Raw genomic sequence first — 18,002 nt, forward strand, 5'->3', positions numbered from 1 at the left:
CTGCGCCGCTTGATTTTGCAATGGCGACTTAAGGTGGTGGAAGCACTGTGACCGAGCAACGGGAGCTGATACGCGGGCTGCACAACCTGCGGCCGCACCATCGGGGCTGCGTGGCCACCATCGGTTCATTCGACGGGGTGCATCTGGGCCATCAGGCCATTATTACCCAGCTGCGCGCGCGGGCGGCTGAACACAGGCTGCCCTCAGTGGCCATCGTTTTTGAGCCGCAGCCCCACGAGTACTTCTCCGGAGAAAAAGCGCCGGCGCGGCTGATGCGCTTCAAAGAGAAGGTGCTGGCCCTGTTCGATGCCGGCGTGGACCGGGTATTGTGCCTGCAATTTAACGAGCGCCTGCGCAGCCTGAGTGCCGAAGCGTTTATCCAGCAGGTGCTGGTTGATGGCCTCGGCGTGCGCCATCTTGTGGTGGGCGACGATTTTCGTTTTGGCTGCGATCGCAGTGGTGACTATACGCAGCTGCACAAGGCGGGTGCGAAAGCGGGCTTTACCGTCGAAGACACCGCGACCCTGGAAATCGCCGGCGAGCGGGTAAGCAGTACGCGTATCCGCGAGGCGCTGCAAAACGCAGATTTTGAACTGGCCGAGCAGCTGCTGGGCAAGCCCTACCGGATCACCGGCCTGGTCGCCCGCGGCCGCGCCCTCGGCCGGCAACTGGGTGCACCTACCGCCAATGTGCGGCTGCATCGCTACCGTTCGCCGCTGGTGGGGGTGTATACCGTCACCGCCAAGCGCACTAACGGCAGCCCCATGAGTGGTAGCTGCATGGAGGTCGCCGGTGTTGCCAATGTGGGTTTTCGCCCAACGGTAGAGGGCGAGGGTGCTAAACCATTGTTGGAAGTGCACCTGTTTGATTTCAGTGGCGACCTGTATGGCCGTGAAATTGCCGTGACCTTCTGCCACAAACTGCGCGATGAAGAAAAGTTTGAGTCTCTAGACATTCTTAAACAGAAAATCGCCGAAGATATCGAAAACGCGAAAGACTGGTTTGCGCACCGCCCAGCAATTTAAACCTGGGCGAATCAGAACCAGCGAAACAATTGACCCTTCGCATCTGTCGCAATCTGACGATGCAAAACTCCTGAGCTACAACTGAAGTAGATAGCCAATGACCGACTACAAAGCGACCCTGAATCTTCCTCAAACCGACTTCCCCATGCGTGGCAATCTGCCCAATCGGGAGCCGGAGATTCTGAAAAAATGGCAGGAAGGAAAGCTCTACGAAAAAATTCGTGAAGCCCGTGCCGGTCGTGAACAATTTATCCTGCACGATGGCCCTCCCTACGCCAACGGGGATATTCATATCGGGCACTCGGTCAACAAAATTCTCAAAGACATCATCGTCAAATCGAAAACTCTGAGCGGCTTCGACGCTCCCTACGTGCCCGGCTGGGACTGCCACGGCCTGCCTATCGAACACAAAGTCGAGCAGAAAGTCGGCAAAGCCGGCGTCAAGGTGGACCACAAAACTTTCCGCCAGAAATGTCGGGAGTACGCCGCCAAACAGGTGGAAGGTCAGAAGAAAGACTTTATTCGCCTGGGCGTGTTCGGCGAGTGGGACAACCCCTACCGCACCATGGATTTCGAGTTTGAAGCGGACATCATCCGCGCCCTCGGCGGCGTGGTGAAAAATGGTCATCTGTCCCGCGGCTTCAAGCCGGTGTACTGGAGTGTGGTGGGCGGCTCAGCGCTGGCGGAAGCGGAAGTGGAGTATCAGGACAAGACCTCCTTCTCCATCTACGTGAAATACCCGGCCACCGATGAAACTGCGCTGGCCATTGCCGATGCGGCCGGTGGCCACGCCGGTGACGGCAAGCTCTCTGTGGTGATCTGGACCACTACTCCCTGGACCCTGCCGTCCTCCCAGGCGGTTTCCGTCAATGCGGATCTTGAGTACGTCGTGGTGCAGGTGGGCGACGAGCGTCTGCTGGTTGCGACAGAGCTGAAAGATGCGGTATTGGAAGCGGCAGGCCTGAGCGGCGACGTTGTCGGCCGTATTCAGGGCGCTGCGCTTGAGCACCTGAAGGTCAAACACCCCTTCTACGACAAGCAGCTGCCCATCATCCTCGGCGACCACGTTACCACCGACGCCGGTACCGGCTGTGTACACACCGCGCCGGACCACGGCCCCGATGACTTCAACGTGGGCAAGCGCTACGGCATTGAGACCCTGAACTATGTCGATGACAACGGTCTGTTCCGGGATAACGTACCGGTCTTCGCCGGCGAGCACGTGTACAAGGTGGACGGCAAGATTGTCGAGCTGCTGAAAGAAAAAAGCGTGCTGTTGCATGAAGACAAACTGGTGCACAGCTACCCGCACTGCTGGCGAACCAAAACGCCGTTGATCTACCGCGCCACCCCTCAGTGGTTTGTGAGCATGCAGCAGAATGACCTGCTGGAGCACGCGCAAAAGGCCGCGGACGAAGTACAGTGGATCCCCGGCTGGGGCAAGGCCCGCATCGACTCCATGCTGGACGCCAGCCCGGACTGGTGTATCTCCCGTCAGCGGACCTGGGGTGTGCCCATCGCGCTGTTCGTCCATAAAGAGACCCAGGAAATCCACCCGGATACGCCGGCGCTGATGGAGAAAGTCGCGCAGAAAGTGGAGCAGGGGGGGATGGACGTCTGGTTCGAGCTGGACGCCAAAGAGCTGCTGGGTGACGACGCGGACAACTACCAGAAAGTCACCGACACCCTGGACGTGTGGTTCGATTCCGGTGTAACCCACCACGCGGTGCTTGAGCGTCGTGAAGGCCTGCGTTTCCCCGCGGACCTGTATCTGGAAGGCTCCGACCAGCATCGCGGCTGGTTCCAGTCATCCCTGAAAACCTCCATTGCCATCAACGACTGCGCGCCGTACCGGCAGGTGCTGACCCACGGTTTCACCGTGGATGCCCAAGGCCGCAAAATGTCCAAGTCCATCGGCAATACCGTGGCGCCCCAGGACGTGATCAACAAACTGGGTGCGGACGTGCTGCGCCTGTGGGTTTCCGCCACCGACTTCAGTGGCGAGATGGCGGTATCCGACGAGATCCTGAAGCGCACCGCGGATTCTTACCGACGCCTGCGCAACACCGCGCGTTTCTTCCTGTCCAACCTGGCCGGCTTCGATCCCGCCAAAGACCTGTTGCCGGTAGACGAACTGCTGGCACTGGACCGCTGGGCCATCGAGCAGGCGGCCAAACTGCAGGAAGAAATCATTGCGGCCTACGATCGCTACCAGTTCCACCAGATCTACCAGAAGTTGCACAACTTCTGTGTGGTAGAAATGGGCGGTTTCTATCTGGATATCATCAAGGACCGCCAGTACACCACCAAGGCGGACAGTGTTGCGCGCCGCTCCGCGCAGACTGCGCTGTTCCACATCATGCACGGGTTCGTGCGCTGGGTCGCTCCGATCCTCAGCTTCACCGCCGAAGAGCTGTGGCAGTTCGTGCCCGGTAAAAAAGAAGACAGTGTACTGCTGGCCGAATGGCACGAATTCCCCGAATTGCCGCAGAACGCGGAAATGGACAGCGAGTTCTGGGATGCCATCGCCGATGTGAAAACCGCGGTGAACAAGGTGCTCGAAGAACAGCGCGGTGCTGGCAATATTGGTGGCTCTCTGCAAGCCTCCGTCACCCTGTTCGCGGATCCGGCCCTGCAACAGAAACTGGATGCACTGAAGGACGAGCTGCGCTTTGTATTGATCTGCTCTTCCACTTCCGTGCAGCCGCTGTCGGACGCCGCCGGCGCAGAGGAAACCGAGCTGGCCGGACTGCGCGTTGCAGTGCACAAGGTAGATGCACCCAAGTGCGGCCGTTGCTGGCACTACCGTGAAGACGTGGGCAGTAACAGCGAACATCCAGAACTGTGTGGCCGCTGTGTGGAAAACGTCAGCGGTGATGGCGAGGTGCGTCACTATGCTTAAGGCTCTGCGCTCCCCATGGCGCTGGTACCTGCTGGCGCTGGTGGTGATTGTGATCGATATCGCCACCAAGGTGTGGGCGGTAGAGCGCTTTATGTACGGCCCGGCGATGCAGATCATTCCAGGCCTGCTGCAATTCACCTACGCCGAAAACTACGGTGCTGCGTTCAGCTTCCTCGCCGATGCGGGCGGCTGGCAGCGCTGGTTCTTTGGCGCTGTAGCGCTGATCTTCAGCGTGGTAGTTATTGTCTGGATCAAGAAGTTACCCCTGGCCAAGCGCTGGGAGCCCACTGCATTGGCACTGATCCTCGGCGGCGCCCTCGGTAATCTGTGGGATCGCATGCTACTGGGCTATGTGCGTGACTTTATTTCCGTCTACTACGGCAACTGGCATTTCCCTGTATTTAACGTGGCGGATATGGCCATTTCCGTCGGCGCTGCCATGCTCGTGATTGAATTGCTGTTCTTCAAAGACAAAAGCGAAGAGCCCGGCAAAAGCAGCGCAGAAGTGTAAAAAATTAGAGAAGTACGATGAGCAATAATGTAATCGGTGAACACAGCCGGGTAACCCTGCACTTTGCCCTCAAGCTCGACGATGGATCAGAGATCGACTCCAATTTCGAAGGGGATCCGGCCACGTTTATCGTTGGCGATGGCAACCTGCTGCCGGGATTCGAGCAGTCCCTGTTCGGTCTCAAGGCCGGTGACGAAGCAGAAATTGAAATTCCCCCGGAAGCGGGCTTCGGCCAGCGCAACCCGTCCAATGTCCAGAAAGTGAAGAAGGGCCACTTTTCACCGGATATGGAACTGGAAGAGGGGCTGGTCGTGTCTTTCGATAACGGCGATGGCGAGCTTCCCGGCGTTATCCGGGAGATCGGCGAAGACGATGTGGAAGTGGACTTCAACCACCCCCTCGCCGGCCAGACTGTATTTTTCCACGTTAAAATTCTTGAAGTGGCCTCAGTAAACTAATTTGTTGGTTCAGAAGGTCAAGGACAGAACAAGCATGCAGATTCGTCTCGCTAACCCCCGCGGCTTCTGTGCCGGTGTCGACCGCGCGATCGATATCGTCAACCGCGCCCTCGACGTGTTCGGCGCGCCTATCTATGTGCGCCACGAAGTGGTTCACAACAAGTTCGTGGTGGACACACTGCGTGAACGCGGTGCGGTGTTTGTGGACGAGCTGGATGAAGTGCCTGACGATGTCATCGTCATCTTCAGTGCCCACGGCGTCTCCAAGGCGGTACAGCAGGAGGCCGAAAACCGCGGCCTGAAAGTCTTCGATGCTACCTGCCCGCTGGTGACCAAGGTGCATATGGAAGTGAGCAAATTCAGCAGCGATGGCAGTGAGTGCATTCTGATCGGCCATGAAGGTCACCCGGAAGTCGAGGGCACCATGGGCCAGTACGACAGGAGTAATGGTGGCGCCATCTATCTGGTGGAAGACGAACAGGATGTTGCTGAACTGGAAGTGAAAGACCCAGACAACCTGACCTTCGTCACCCAGACAACCCTGTCTGTGGATGATACCTCCCGGGTTATCGACGCCCTACGAGCCAAGTTTCCCAATATCCGCGGCCCGCGCAAGGACGATATATGCTATGCGACGCAGAATCGTCAGGATGCGGTGCGTCAACTCGCGCTGGAGTGTGATCTTGTACTGGTCGTGGGGAGCCCGAACAGCTCCAATTCCAATCGACTACGCGAGTTGGCGGAGCGCTGTGGTACAGATGCTTTCCTCGTCGACGGCCCAGATTGTGTCGACTCATCGTGGCTGGCGGGCAAAAGTGTTGTAGGTATCACCGCAGGAGCATCCGCACCAGAGGTGTTGGTTGAGAGAGTCATCCAGAAGCTGCGGGACCTCGGGGCAAATGTTCCCGATGAAGTGGACGGTATCCCGGAAAACATTAGTTTCAGCTTACCCCGAGAGTTGCGTTGAATTTTTGAGCTCCCGCACAGTGGGAGCTACCCCGCTTTGATCCGCTTGTCGGCCTCCCATTACCGCCTGTCAGGTCCGCGGAGAAGAGTCGACGCCTTCACTTCCTTTCCCTCCTTGAACTGATATAAAGCCATAACATTCGTGTATTGGGCTGAAACTCAGCCCTCCCGTGATTCAGGTTGAACAAACAATGAACAACACTCCAAGTCAGAGGGGCTTTACACTCGTAGAGCTTATGGTCGTGATTAGCGTGCTTGGCATAATCGCGGCTGTAGGGGTGCCCTCCTTCCGCTCATTGATTCAGGACTACCGGATCGTGACCAAAACTGATGACATCAATGCGGTTCTTCAATTCGCGCGCGCCGAAGCGGTACGCTCAAGTGGCGGCGTCGGTGTGAGCGCTGTGGGCGGTGATGTGGGCAACGGGCTCAGAGTTTACGTGGACGACAATGGTAATGACAGTTTCGATAATAGCGACACTGTGTTGCGCGTTTTCGATATCGAGAATGCGAGCCTTGCCGTGACAGCTGATGTTGGTGGTACCGATACTGCCAATCTGCAATTTATGTTTAATGCTCGTGGTGAGTCAGATTTGACTGACAAGCTTACTCTGGGTGTCTGCGACAGTCGTGCTGGCAATCACGGGCGCCAGCTGGAAGTGCTGGTGTCGGGAGCCGTACGCCTTCTTACCAATACCGCCTGTAGTGGCTAGGGGTCAGGGAAATGAAACATAAAGTGAAGCGCGGGATGTTAAAGCAGCAGGGTGCCACCTTGATAGAGGTGCTGATTTCCGTTCTGGTTCTTGCCGTTGGGTTGTTAGGTGTTGCTGCAACGCAGACGCTGAGTTTGAAAAATGGTAATGGGGCCAATCAAAGGTATATGGCTGCATTGGCTGCTCAGGATATCGTCGAGCGCATGCGCGCGAACCCCAGTGGGTTGGAACAGGGGAGTTACGACGGAACGGTAGATGGAAGCGAAACTCGCGGTAATAGCTGTAATTCTGCTTGTACGGTAAATGAATTGGCCAGCCTGGATCTATACGAATGGGGGCAGGTGATTAAATCTAACTTACCCTCGGCGTCTGGCACCATCGGCCGAAATGGTGATGAAGTTACCGTGACACTGTCATGGCAGCAGCAGCACACCGGTGAAAATTACGGTAGCTCTGAAGGTGGAGCGGAAGACACCAGTTTTGTTATGACGGTGGAGCTTTGATATGCGACTGATTGCCCGACAGCGAGGTTTGTCATTAGTGGAGTTGATGGTGGGTATCGTTCTGAGCTCACTTTTGCTGCTCGGTGTGTTACAGGTATTTCAGAGCAACACGAGCACCTCCCGCACTCAGACGGCATTCTCTCGTATACAGGAGAGTGGTCGATTTGCACTGGATATGCTGAGCAAGGAAATTCGTGCTGCCGATTACTGGGGATGCGCACCAGATCGAGACAGCATTGTAAACAACCTCAGTTCGCCGACCGGTTTTTTCGCGGCGATAGGTGCTGATGGAATTCAGGGAATAGACAACGCAGGGGCAGGCCAAAAAGTCGGCAGTATGGATGTGATCGCAGGTAGCGACATTTTGGTTATCGGAAGTTCGGCGGACGCGTGCGCAGGCGTGGGAAGAATGGCCAATGGCGGAAATCAGGTGACTGCTAATTGCCCCATTGCAGCGGGCGATGTCGTCTTGATTTCAAACTGCCGGGTTGGCGATGTGGTCTCAATTACGGGTGTTACAGGTGATATTGGCGCGGGAAACCGGACCTTTGCTCATGGCGCGACGCTACAAGAGGTGTATGGAGCTGAAGCCAAAATTTTAGCGCCATACCAGCGCACGTACTTTATTGCCGAAAGTACTGCGGGAGATAACTCTCTCTTCGTCCGGAATGAGAACGGAAATTCCCAGGAGCTGGTTCCTGGAATTGAAGACATGCAAATTGCGTATGGCCGTGATACCTCCGGTGATGGCGTGGTAGATGTCTGGCAGGGTGCGGATGGCAACCTGGATAATATGGCTGAGGTAACTTCGATTAAATTGCAGTTGCTGGTGACTAGTGACACGGCTGCGGGTGTCGATACGCAAACGATTACTGAGCTTGATGGAACTGAAACGACGTATACGGACGGTCGATTGAGAAAGCTCTATGTTGCCACCGTCAAGGTGCGTAACCGGGGGAGTATGTAATGCAAAAGGTTCACGCCCAAAAAGGGGCGGTTCTCATAGTAAGCCTGATCTTGCTGATGGTTTTGACACTGATAGGCGTTTCCGGAGCGCAGAGCGTGATAATGGGGGAGCGTATGACGTTTGCCTCACGAGACGCTAAAGTCGCCCTGGAAGTCGCCGAATCAATGGCTCGGAGAGGTGAGCTGGTTATTGACGGATTGGCGGATACTAGTGGTTTTGGGACAACCGGCTGGATGCGAACTGCCGGGGATGGACCGGACGATCTTTTTGCCGGCGCGACCTGGACCGATACAAATACCACGGAAATAGACGTAGGTATGACTGATCATCAAGGCAACGCATTGAAAGGGCGTATGTACATTGAAATGTCAGGGTTGGCGTCTGATGACTCGAATGCATCTGATGTAGACCTGAGTACGGGAAACACCGGACAGGATTATGAAGATATTCAAGTATTTAAGATCGTTACCCGAGGCGTAGGTGTTGGTGGCACAGAAAGAATAATTGTGACTTTTTACGGGCGATCTATGTAGGGCGATTTGCCGGCATAGTTTTCGAATAGAGACCGAACAATGAAATGGAATAACAGAATGAAAGCGAGACTATCTTTCTGGACGATATCTTCGTCATTCTTGCTGACGCTAGCAACCAGTGCCTCTGCTGCCCCGGGAAATTTGTCTGATGTACCGCTCTATACCCGAGGCTCTGCAGAGCCAAATATTATGTTTGTTCTCGATTCGTCGGGATCTATGGAAACAATGGTTTTACCACCTTCTGGATACGATGAAGATACAGATTATGCCAGTTGTGCGAGCCCCTTACCTGCGACTTACAGGTACTACGACTACGATAGTGAACGTTGGCGAACTGGGACTTATGAAATTGACTTTCGTGTCGATTCGGATGGTATGAACAAGGGGGAGGTTGAGTTTCGCCTGGATAATGATGGTGAGGGCTGGCGAACCTGGAACTCCAGTAGTAACTGTTTTGACAATGATACTGATTACCGAGCCTGGCTTTACGCTGAAGGTAATGACGGTGACTACTACATGTCAAACTCCGATAGTGGGAACTATCGGAAAAACTCTGTTAGTGGGCATTTGTTGAACTGGTATTTTTCTGAAGAAAGCGGAGGCTCTTATATCGCCGCTGACTTTGTGGATGCAAATGGCGATGCTCGTCGTTCTAAAATTGATATTCGCCGTACTGATATCATGAAAACCGCTGCAGCGGAATTGATTTCTGGCCTGGAGGATGTTCGCGTAGGGCTGATGCAGTTTGATGGCAGTGACGGTGGTAGAGCATTGCAAGGTCTAACGAGTATTGATGACAGCAGCAGGGCGGATTTGTTAAGTATTGTTTCCGGGGTCAGTGCTGGTGGTAATACTCCTTTGGGTGAGACATTCGAGGATGTTGGCCGTTACTTTATTAGTGGCCATGAAACTCAGCAGTTGACGTACGTTGATGACACGGGGACGGAAGTCAGTACTGCAGGACAAAATATATTTGCGAGCTCTCCGGATTGGAATGATGTTGATCCTGAAGTTCCTGTGCCTACAGCTTCAGGTGAGGGCGCGGCAATACAATACTACTGTCAGAAAAGCTTCATGGTTGCACTTACGGATGGTGCTCCAACGAGCGATAGCAGTGTTAGCGATATATTAGATGATTACGACTACGCGTGCAGCGGCCCCAAAGGTTGCACCTCAGGAAACAATGACTCAATGGATGATGTCATCAAGGCGTTGTATGACATAGATTTACGACCTGACCTAAAAGAGCCGGATGGGACCTCAGTAAAAAACAATATCATTAGTTACCTGATTGGATTTGCTAATCAGGGACTCTCCGACAGCAACGTAATGGTGAACGCTGGCCACCATGGTGGTGGCGGAGTTTATTCTGCCGATAATGCTGCCGAACTTAGTGTGACGTTTAATCAAATTATCAGCAAAGTACACGCAATTGTAGGTAGTTCCAGCTCAGTTGCATTTAATTCCACTTCGTTAGAGGCGAACTCTGCGCTGTATGCCGCTAAATTTGACAGTGGTGACTGGAGTGGTGAGTTGTCCGCGCTTTCGATCAATAGTGACGGAAGCATATCATCCACTTCTTCCTGGGAGGCGGGGAGCATCCTGGATCAGGCTGATATTACCCAGCGAGTGGTATTGACCCATAACGGGAGCAGCGGTGTTCCATATACTGAGGCCGGCCTCGATTTCACTGGTGCTGATGGTGGCACGGAGCTGGACCTGAATATCAACACTTCTTCAGGTGTTGCTGTTCAAGATGGTCGTGCTGCAGAGCGAATTGCTTATCAGCGTGGAGATCGAAGTAATGAAGGCAATGCCAGCGACGAGTTCCGTCAACGGGGTAGTCGGCTGGGCGACATTGTTAATTCTACCCCTGTGTATCTCGGTGCTCCCTCATCGAGTTGGGATAGTGCTGAATTTCCTGAGGCGAGTAGTTATGCAGCCTTTAAAAGTAGTAAGGCAAACAGAACCCCTATGGTTTATGTAGGGGCGAATGATGGTTTTCTACACGGATTTAATGCGTCAATGTCAGGAGCGAATGCTGGCAAGGAATTGATCGCGTATGCACCAGCTGCTTTGGCGAGCACTACTGCTGATGAGGGGGTCCACTCCCTGAGCTCGCAGAATTATCTTCACAAGTACTATGTTGATGGTACACCCACCGTTGGTGATGCTTATGTCGGAAGTGCGTGGAAAACCGTTCTTGTGGGCGGGCTCGCCGGAGGCGGCAAGGGGTATTTTGCTCTGGATGTGACAGACCCGGGGAATTTTTCCGAGACAAATGCTGCGTCGCTGGTCCTGTGGGAGTTCTCTGACAATGACAATAGCAACCTCGGGTACTCATTTAGTCGCCCTCAAATTGGTCGTATGTCAAATGGAAAGTGGGCCGCGATTTTTGGTAATGGCTATAACAGTCATACAGGAGATGCTGGCTTGTTTATCGTGTATCTCGACGGAAGCGGGCATGTGTATATCTCTACCGCGACCGGAAGCCAGGGAAATCCTAACGGCTTGTCCACACCGGCAATTGTCGACTCGGATCTCGATGGCACTATCGACCGCATTTACGCGGGTGACCTGCGCGGCAATATGTGGGCCTTTGATGTGGAGAGCACCGGTCAGTGGACATTGGAAAGTAACGGGGGCTCCCCTGCACCACTGTTTTCTGCGACGGGAGAACCAATTACAGCGGCGCCCCTCGTTGCACGAAATACAGCATATGAGAGTGGCTCGGGCCCCAATCTGCTTGTCACATTTGGAACTGGTCAGTATTTAACTGCGACCGATACCGCAGATACTTCTGCAGGTGGCTTTTATGCAGTATCCGATAATGGCGTATACGGACTGGATAAGAGCGATCTGGTTTCCCGGTCTATTGGTGAACAAGATGTGCCCCAAGAAGGTGGTGGCACTGTCACTCATCGGACATTGAGCGGTGATGAGTTGAGCTGGACGGAAGATTCCGGATGGTATATTCCTCTGGAGGCTGGAACCTCGCCAGACGGTGGGGAGCGGGTTACTACACGGCCAGATCTGCTTCGCAATGTCCTTTTCTTCAATACGCTGATTCCGACCGGCCAGGTGTGCTCTGCGGGAGGCTACGGTTGGCTGATGTCCGTAGATATTCGTACCGGGTTGCCGCCGACTAAATTCGCTGTGTATGACGCAAATGGCGATGGGGTGATTGATAGTGCCGATATGGATTACGTAGGTGAGCTGGTTGATGAAGGGATTCCAAACAAGCCAGGATTTCTGGGGGCAAAGAGACAGTATACGTCGACCAGTGCGGGCACAATTAACGACCGGGATGTTAACGTTGGCGGTGGGGCGCGCGAAGGACGACTGTCCTGGGAGGAAGTTACTCCTGATTAACCCGGTATTATCGAATAAATATTCTTGTTTAGAACATTTTGAGTGACACTATGAAATTACAGCGCGGTTTTTCACTTATCGAGCTAATGATTGCTGTGGCGATAATCGCCATTATTGCCGGTATCGCGATGCCTTCATATCAGGAGTATGTGAAGAGCTCTCGACGTGCGGATGCACAGGGGGCATTAATGGGGTTGGCCCAGGCAATGGAGCAACATTTTACTCAGAATGGCAGTTACAATGGCTCTGAAGCAAGTAACGTGCCTCTGATTTTTGCGACTGAGGCGCCGCTCGACGGCGGCACCAAATACTACAATTTGCGAATTACCCTGAGTAATGGTGGCAGTAGCTACGAGTTGCAGGCTCAGGCCAAAGGTGCACAAGCAGATAATGGTAATCTGCTGTTGCGCTCCAATGGCGAGAAAGGTTGGGACAGGGGGCGGGACGGTTTCGGCGCAGGTGATATGTGCTGGGATAAAACCTGCAGCTAAGTAAATAAACTGGCAGCCTAAGAGATGCTGGCTCAAGTGCCACAGCTGAGGTTTTTCCCGCTACCGGTTTCTGCGACGCCATCGCCGTCCTTATCTTTTCCAAGATATGGGCGGCCAATTGTGTTCAGTATTATTATCCAGCCGTCTTTTGCGTATCCACTGGGAGGGCAATATGAAAAATTTCCGCTTTGCGCTGGTGTTGTCCCGTTGGGGCGGAACATAATATAGCCCTTATTGTTGAAGGCATTCCAACTTAAAGCCCCCCCGGACTCTGCTCCCGAAAACAGTTTTTCGACCTGCTCTCCTGAGTCTTTATCTCCATCTCCATCGAGATCTGCAAAAAGTATAGCGCCCGCTGACCAGTCGCCACCGCAGTTGGTATTGTCGCTACTCGGGCAAAGTGTGTATTTTTCCTGTCTGTTGTAAGCTTTGCTTCGCATCAGGATTAGCAGGTTGAACAGTTCCCTGGCTTTCATGTGCGTTCGATAGCGATCGACCAGATCGCCCATAGCGGGCAACGCGATTGTTGCGATGATCGATAGAATTGCGAGAGTGACGACAAGCTCTATTAGTGTCGTGCCATGGTGCCGTTGCATCAGCAGTATCCTCATCCTTGAGTGTGCATAGCAGCATACCAAGGCCCAAGAAAATGCCAATCACAGGCTATTACAGTACGGGCGTGCTAACTTAGTCGTCCAGATTGAGCTTCTTCAATCGGTACCTCAATGAGCGAAAGCTAATTCCAAGTTTTTCCGCCGCTGCAGTCTTGTTCCAGCGAGTTTCATTTAGCGCGGCTTCAATCGCCTCTCGCTCAATTACTTCCAGAAAATCATCCAGTGTCTCGAAACCTGCGGCGGTAAATTGCCCCGGATAAACTGATCGGGGGTGTTCAGCTGGCTCGCTGGTTTCCGGGGCACGTGCTTCGGTCTCCGGCACCGGAGGTTCATCCGTAAGATCGAGATCTACGGCTCGAATGGTATTGGACTCGCACCGTGCAAGTGCTCTCTCTAGCACATTTTCCAATTCCCGCAGGTTGCCGGGAAATGAGTGCGCCTGCAGGGCCTGGGTGGCGTCCTGGCCTGCTCGGGGAGGGCTGCCGGGGGTGCTTTCTGTTAGCCTGCGGAGCAGGAAGCGCGTCAACAGCGGGATGTCTTCCTGCCTTTCTCGCAGGGCGGGGGCAGTCACCTCGATGACGTTAATGCGGAAATACAGGTCGCTGCGGAATTCACCGCGACGGGTTTCACTGGCAAGGTTTTTCCGGCTGCTGCTGATCACACGGATATCGAGGGATTGAGATACCTCACCGCCAATAGGCTGGAACCGCTTTTCCTCAATGACTTGCAGAAGTTTGACCTGAATTTCTTTAGGAAGCGCGGTGATTTCGTCAAGAAACAGGGTTCCGCCATTGGCAGACTGCAGTAGTCCCTGGACTTCTTTGCCGGCCGTCTGATTTCCGAACAGCAGCTGCTCAAAAAATTCGGCAGGGATGCTGGAGCAGTGCAGGGGCACAAACGGGCTTTCCGCACGTGGCCCCAGATCGTGAATACAGCGCGCCGCCAGTTCCTTCCCTGCACCAGGCTCGCCGCTCAAGTGCACCGGCGCGTCGCTGCGTGCTGCTTTGCTCAATGCGTCGCGTAGCGCCTGAATAGCAGATGACTGTCCTTGCAGTAATGGTGGAAACTCCTGGGCCTTGAGAAATCGGTCTTCACCCAAACGCAGTGCGAGTTGCACCAATGTACGCAAGCGCTCAAGGTTTACCGGCTTACTGACAAAGTCAAACGCTCCGAGCTTTAGCGCTGAAATTGCTGTGTCCATATTGCCGTGCGCGGTGATGACGGCGACAGGGATCGCTTGGTCGAACGGGCGGTCCTGGATGGTTTCTACCAGGTCCAGTCCATCCCCATCGGGGAGGCGCATGTCAGTCAGGCAGAAATCGTATTGTTTTTCCTGCAGGCGGCGGCGGGCTTCTGTGACTGACATGGCAATATCCGCGCGAACGCTCATGCGCTGCAGGGTCATGGAAATCAGTTCGCAGATGTCTGGTTCGTCGTCCACAACCAGGGCGATGGGTTGACGGTCGCTCATATTCTTCAGCGTTATTATTGATCGACAATCAGAAGCTCGTTAGAAAATCTGTTCGGCGTTGGCGAACTCTATTCGGAAACAGCTGCGCATTTTTTGGTCTTTGCAGTAATAAAGATTCGCTCTGGTAGATTCGCATATTTCCCGGGCAATATACAGTCCCAAACCGGCACCGGTGGCTTCGGTTGTGAAAAAAGGCTCAAAGATTTTGTCTTTGTGGTCTTCATCCACCCCGGTGCCTATATCTACAAAATCGAGCTGGGCACGTTCGCGCTCCGGGTGTAACCGAATGATCACTTCCGCATAGTAGTGGCCGGTTGCATCGTGGGAGTGTCGCACAGCGTTGTTACATAAATTTGTCGCGACCTGTGCCATTTGATGCGGGTCGAATCGCGCATAGATGGGAGTTTCCGGGCACCGTACGATGACTTTGTATCTGGTGTCTGTTTCCCGCTGGTAGTCGCCCAAAAATTGCTTGGTCCAATGGCAAAGATCGAGAAGTTGTGTCCGTGCAGGCTGTCGCCGAGACAGTTGCATCACGTTCTCAATGATCTGGTTTACGCGCTGGCTATGCCGACCTATGATTTCGGTGAGTTTCCGGTCTTCCTCGGAGATGGTGCTGGATTCCCCGAGCAGTTCTGCCGCGTGATTGATCGCGCTGAGCGGGTTGCGCACTTCATGGGCGATGGACCCGGTGAGGCGGCCCAGTGAGGCGAGTTTTAGCTGCTGAGCCTGTTGGGTCAGCTTGCGATGGTCTTCGAGAAACACGAGGCTGCTATCACTTGCCTCATTACCCAAGGCCGTGACGCTCGCGCGGATTTCGCTGTGCTCGCCACCCTGAAAAATGCCGCTTGAAGTTTCCGACTGCTGCCTGAGTTCTGTCAGGTTCCGGTGCAATTCTTCACTGAGAGTTCTTCCTTCGAATTCCTGTGGCCCGAGAAGTTGCCGGGCGGCGCGGTTGATCAGCTCTACTTCCCCTTCGCCGTTCAACACCATCACACCGGTGCGCATCTGCGCCACAATTTGCTGGGTCAGTCTCTGTAGCCGTGCTGCCTGCCGGCGTTCTTTCTCAGCTTTTTCGTTCGCGAGTCGAATATGTGTCGATAGGTACTGGAGGGCGGTTACACAGGTAAACAGCAGAATGCCAAGACTGCCAGCCGAGACAATATCCTGGGTATCAGCCTGCCCATATAAAATGCCAATCAATTGCTGGGCGATGACCGCGATACTGGTGATTGCTGCGAGGAACGCGCCCATGCGTCGGTCGAGGAGCAAGGAACCTACGGCACACGTGGTCAGTAGCAGGTAGCCGACGCCAGAGTCGAGACCGCCACTTGCCTGGATAAGCAGCAGGAAGGCGGTGATGTCGCAACCCAGAATACTGCCGATGCGCAGAGGCGTGGTGCGAAAGCCGCTGGGGTAAAGAAACATCAGCCAGGCAACATTGAGTACCGCATAGGTTATCGCGGTATTCAGGTAAAGCGCGGGAAGCAGTGTGCCAACCGCGCCGCGGCTGAGGCCTGAGGCGAATAGTCCGAGCAGGACTAGCCCAATGACCACCCGGTACCAGGCGTATATTTTAAGGAGATCTCGTTGCCGTAAATTCCACTGGAACCCGGCAGCCGGTCGCTGGGTTTCGGTGTGGGTCGTTGAATGGTCACTTGTTGGTGCGGTGAGTGGCTGACTGCTCACTTTTTATTCTCATCGTGTGCGAAGTTTCGGCGTCAGGGGCCCCAGGCCCCTGCAGATATTGTGCGCTCAGGCTGCGCGGCTACAATAGCCGCCTCAGTTTAACGGGGTTATGAGATGTCTACTTTGCAGCTAGTGCTGGCGCAAATCAATCTGCTGGTGGGGGATATTCCCGGCAATACCGACCAGGTAGTCGAGGTCGCCCGCCGCGCGCACCGAGAGCACGGCGCGGATCTGGTGCTTTTTCCGGAGCTGACTCTGTGTGGTTATCCGCCGGAAGATCTCTTGTTGCGCCCAAGCATGCAGAAACGTATCGACGATGCGCTGAATAAGTTGCTGAAGGCCGAATTACCCTGTGCGGTACTGATTGGCTACCCGCGAGTGGTGGCCGGTGCGGTACTGAATATGGCCGGGCTGATTCAGGACGGCGAACTGGTCGCTGAGTACGCCAAGCAGAAGCTGCCTAATTACCAGGTGTTCGACGAGCTGCGCTACTTCATTCCCGGCGATCAGCCCTGTGTGGTCGACATTAAGGGCGTGCCCACGGCCATCAGTATTTGTGAAGATATCTGGCACCCGGAGCCGGTGGCTCAGGCGGAGCGCGCCGGGGCGAAGCTGATGCTGAATATCAATGCCTCGCCTTTCCATCGCGGAAAGGCCCAGGAGCGCCTGGCGCTGCTGGGGCGGCAGGCCCAGGCGGGAAAGATGCCGATCGTCTATGTCAATTCTGTGGGCGGGCAGGACGAGCTTGTGTTTGACGGCGGCTCCTTTGCGGTGGACAAGGACGGCAGCCTGCGCGGCCGCGCTCCGGAGTTCGTCGAGAGCCTGCTACCGGTCACTGTACAGGCCGATGGTGAGGAAGTAAGCGTCGCTGCGGGCAATGATGCCAAGCCACTGGAAGATCTGGCGTCGGTATACCAGGCGCTGGTGCTCGGCGTGCGGGATTACGTGAACAAGAACGGCTTTAAAGGCGTGGTGCTGGGGCTGTCCGGCGGTATTGATTCCGCCCTGACCCTGGCGATCGCGGTGGACGCCCTCGGCCCGGATCGCGTGGAAGCGGTGATGATGCCGTTCCGCTATACCTCGGATTTGTCCAAGAACGATGCGGCGGACCAGGCGAAGCGCCTCGGTATTCACTACCGGGTGATCGGCATCGAGGGCATCTTCGATGCCGCTATGGGCGCCCTGGCCCAAGAGTTTGAGGGTAGCGAGCGGGATACCACCGAGGAAAACCTGCAGGCTCGCGCCCGCGGTATGCTGCTGATGGCCATCTCCAACAAAAAGGGCTACATGGTCCTGACCACCGGAAACAAGAGTGAGATGGCCGTGGGCTATGCCACCCTTTACGGCGATATGGTGGGTGGCTACAACGCCCTGAAGGATGTGCCCAAGATCCTGGTGTACGCGCTGTCCCGCTACCGCAATACGGTGTCCCAAGTCATCCCGGAAACGGTGATCACCCGTGAACCCAGCGCGGAACTGGCGCCGGATCAGGTGGATTCCGACAGCCTGCCTCCCTACGAGGTTCTCGATGAGATTTTGCGGCTGTATATCGACCTCGACCACAGCGCCGCGGCCATTATCGCCAAGGGCTTTGACGAGGAGACGGTAATGCGGGTGGTGCGTCTGGTAGACCGCAATGAGTACAAGCGCCGCCAGGCGGCAGTTGGGGTGCGGGTTTCCGAGCGTGGTTTCGGTCGCGACCGGCGTTACCCGATCACCAATGGCTGGAAGGCTGGGGAATAAACTCCGCCTGTATACGGCACAAAAAAGCCCCCGGTACCTTGGGT

15 protein-coding genes and 1 pseudogene are annotated in these 18,002 nt (G+C 54.9%); 13 read left to right on the top strand and 3 right to left on the bottom strand.

Translation table 11 applies throughout. From position 1 onward, the window contains the following. The first annotated feature begins 47 nt into the window (after window positions 1-47). The 12 genes and pseudogenes from ribF to ACYX4K_RS01195 all read left to right on the top strand — a co-directional run bounded on the left by ribF (window position 48) and on the right by ACYX4K_RS01195 (window position 12,441). Entirely contained in the window at window positions 48-1,025 is a 978-nt protein-coding gene (ribF, locus tag ACYX4K_RS01140) for a bifunctional riboflavin kinase/FAD synthetase (protein WP_475090613.1), read from the top strand. Window positions 1,026-1,122: 97 nt separating this feature from the next. After that, window positions 1,123-3,927, top strand: a complete 2,805-nt coding sequence (gene ileS, locus ACYX4K_RS01145) for an isoleucine--tRNA ligase (RefSeq protein WP_475090612.1) — start codon at window positions 1,123-1,125, stop codon at window positions 3,925-3,927. Then, window positions 3,920-4,438: a signal peptidase II gene (gene lspA, locus ACYX4K_RS01150; protein ID WP_475090611.1), complete on the top strand. Its 519-nt coding sequence runs from the start codon at window positions 3,920-3,922 to the stop codon at window positions 4,436-4,438. Before ileS ends, lspA begins: the two co-directional genes overlap by 8 nt. A gap of 17 nt (window positions 4,439-4,455) precedes the next feature. After that, window positions 4,456-4,896 (top strand): FKBP-type peptidyl-prolyl cis-trans isomerase, encoded by a 441-nt coding sequence (locus ACYX4K_RS01155; RefSeq protein WP_475090610.1) that lies wholly within the window; start codon window positions 4,456-4,458, stop codon window positions 4,894-4,896. Window positions 4,897-4,930: 34 nt separating this feature from the next. Beyond that, window positions 4,931-5,863 carry a 4-hydroxy-3-methylbut-2-enyl diphosphate reductase gene (gene ispH, locus ACYX4K_RS01160; protein ID WP_475090609.1) on the top strand — a complete coding sequence of 311 codons (933 nt, stop codon included), beginning with the start codon at window positions 4,931-4,933 and terminating at the stop codon, window positions 5,861-5,863. A gap of 190 nt (window positions 5,864-6,053) precedes the next feature. Then, window positions 6,054-6,134: pseudogene (locus tag ACYX4K_RS01165) on the top strand (prepilin-type N-terminal cleavage/methylation domain-containing protein); the annotation flags it as partial. 45 nt (window positions 6,135-6,179) lie between these two features. Next, window positions 6,180-6,575, top strand: a complete 396-nt coding sequence (locus ACYX4K_RS01170) for a GspH/FimT family protein (protein WP_475093892.1) — start codon at window positions 6,180-6,182, stop codon at window positions 6,573-6,575. An 11-nt stretch (window positions 6,576-6,586) separates the two neighbouring features. Further along, window positions 6,587-7,078 carry a type IV pilus modification protein PilV gene (pilV, locus tag ACYX4K_RS01175; protein WP_475090608.1) on the top strand — a complete coding sequence of 164 codons (492 nt, stop codon included), beginning with the start codon at window positions 6,587-6,589 and terminating at the stop codon, window positions 7,076-7,078. A 1-nt stretch (window position 7,079) separates the two neighbouring features. Continuing rightward, window positions 7,080-8,045 (top strand): PilW family protein, encoded by a 966-nt coding sequence (locus tag ACYX4K_RS01180; RefSeq protein WP_475090607.1) that lies wholly within the window; start codon window positions 7,080-7,082, stop codon window positions 8,043-8,045. Next, window positions 8,045-8,578: a pilus assembly PilX family protein gene (locus ACYX4K_RS01185; protein WP_475090606.1), complete on the top strand. Its 534-nt coding sequence runs from the start codon at window positions 8,045-8,047 to the stop codon at window positions 8,576-8,578. The genes ACYX4K_RS01180 and ACYX4K_RS01185 overlap by 1 nt, the downstream gene beginning before the upstream one ends. A 39-nt stretch (window positions 8,579-8,617) precedes the next feature. Further along, on the top strand, window positions 8,618-11,950 hold the full coding sequence (locus ACYX4K_RS01190) for a pilus assembly protein (RefSeq protein ID WP_476178747.1): 3,333 nt from the start codon (window positions 8,618-8,620) through the stop codon (window positions 11,948-11,950). A 50-nt stretch (window positions 11,951-12,000) separates the two neighbouring features. Continuing rightward, entirely contained in the window at window positions 12,001-12,441 is a 441-nt protein-coding gene (locus ACYX4K_RS01195) for a type IV pilin protein (RefSeq protein ID WP_475090604.1), read from the top strand. Window positions 12,442-12,473: 32 nt separating this feature from the next. On the opposite strand, the gene ACYX4K_RS01200 is transcribed toward ACYX4K_RS01195, so the two are convergent. From ACYX4K_RS01200 to ACYX4K_RS01210, 3 genes are all read right to left on the bottom strand, one after another. Then, entirely contained in the window at window positions 12,474-13,037 is a 564-nt protein-coding gene (locus ACYX4K_RS01200) for a GspH/FimT family pseudopilin (protein WP_475090602.1), read from the bottom strand. A gap of 91 nt (window positions 13,038-13,128) precedes the next feature. Further along, complete coding sequence (locus ACYX4K_RS01205) at window positions 13,129-14,526, bottom strand: sigma-54-dependent transcriptional regulator (protein WP_475090601.1); 1,398 nt, start codon at window positions 14,524-14,526, stop codon at window positions 13,129-13,131. A 39-nt stretch (window positions 14,527-14,565) separates the two neighbouring features. Then, on the bottom strand, window positions 14,566-16,215 hold the full coding sequence (locus ACYX4K_RS01210; RefSeq protein ID WP_475090600.1) for an ATP-binding protein: 1,650 nt from the start codon (window positions 16,213-16,215) through the stop codon (window positions 14,566-14,568). Window positions 16,216-16,329: 114 nt separating this feature from the next. Here ACYX4K_RS01210 and ACYX4K_RS01215 point away from each other — a divergent pair, with 114 nt between their 5' ends. After that, entirely contained in the window at window positions 16,330-17,958 is a 1,629-nt protein-coding gene (locus ACYX4K_RS01215; protein ID WP_475090599.1) for an NAD+ synthase, read from the top strand. The last annotated feature ends 44 nt before the right edge of the window (window positions 17,959-18,002 follow it).

It is taken from the genome of Microbulbifer sp. ABF4_107 (genome assembly GCF_056312215.1).

Coding starts and splice junctions, on each gene's coding strand:
- ileS (WP_475090612.1), top strand. CDS start 1,123: ATGACCGACTACAAAGCGACCCTGAATCTTCCTCAAACCGACTTCCCC.
- lspA (WP_475090611.1), top strand. CDS start 3,920: ATGCTTAAGGCTCTGCGCTCCCCATGGCGCTGGTACCTGCTGGCGCTG.
- ACYX4K_RS01155 (WP_475090610.1), top strand. CDS start 4,456: ATGAGCAATAATGTAATCGGTGAACACAGCCGGGTAACCCTGCACTTT.
- ispH (WP_475090609.1), top strand. CDS start 4,931: ATGCAGATTCGTCTCGCTAACCCCCGCGGCTTCTGTGCCGGTGTCGAC.
- pilV (WP_475090608.1), top strand. CDS start 6,587: ATGAAACATAAAGTGAAGCGCGGGATGTTAAAGCAGCAGGGTGCCACC.
- ACYX4K_RS01180 (WP_475090607.1), top strand. CDS start 7,080: ATGCGACTGATTGCCCGACAGCGAGGTTTGTCATTAGTGGAGTTGATG.
- ACYX4K_RS01185 (WP_475090606.1), top strand. CDS start 8,045: ATGCAAAAGGTTCACGCCCAAAAAGGGGCGGTTCTCATAGTAAGCCTG.
- ACYX4K_RS01190 (WP_476178747.1), top strand. CDS start 8,618: ATGAAATGGAATAACAGAATGAAAGCGAGACTATCTTTCTGGACGATA.
- ACYX4K_RS01195 (WP_475090604.1), top strand. CDS start 12,001: ATGAAATTACAGCGCGGTTTTTCACTTATCGAGCTAATGATTGCTGTG.
- ACYX4K_RS01200 (WP_475090602.1), bottom strand. CDS start 13,037: ATGCAACGGCACCATGGCACGACACTAATAGAGCTTGTCGTCACTCTC.
- ACYX4K_RS01205 (WP_475090601.1), bottom strand. CDS start 14,526: ATGAGCGACCGTCAACCCATCGCCCTGGTTGTGGACGACGAACCAGAC.
- ACYX4K_RS01215 (WP_475090599.1), top strand. CDS start 16,330: ATGTCTACTTTGCAGCTAGTGCTGGCGCAAATCAATCTGCTGGTGGGG.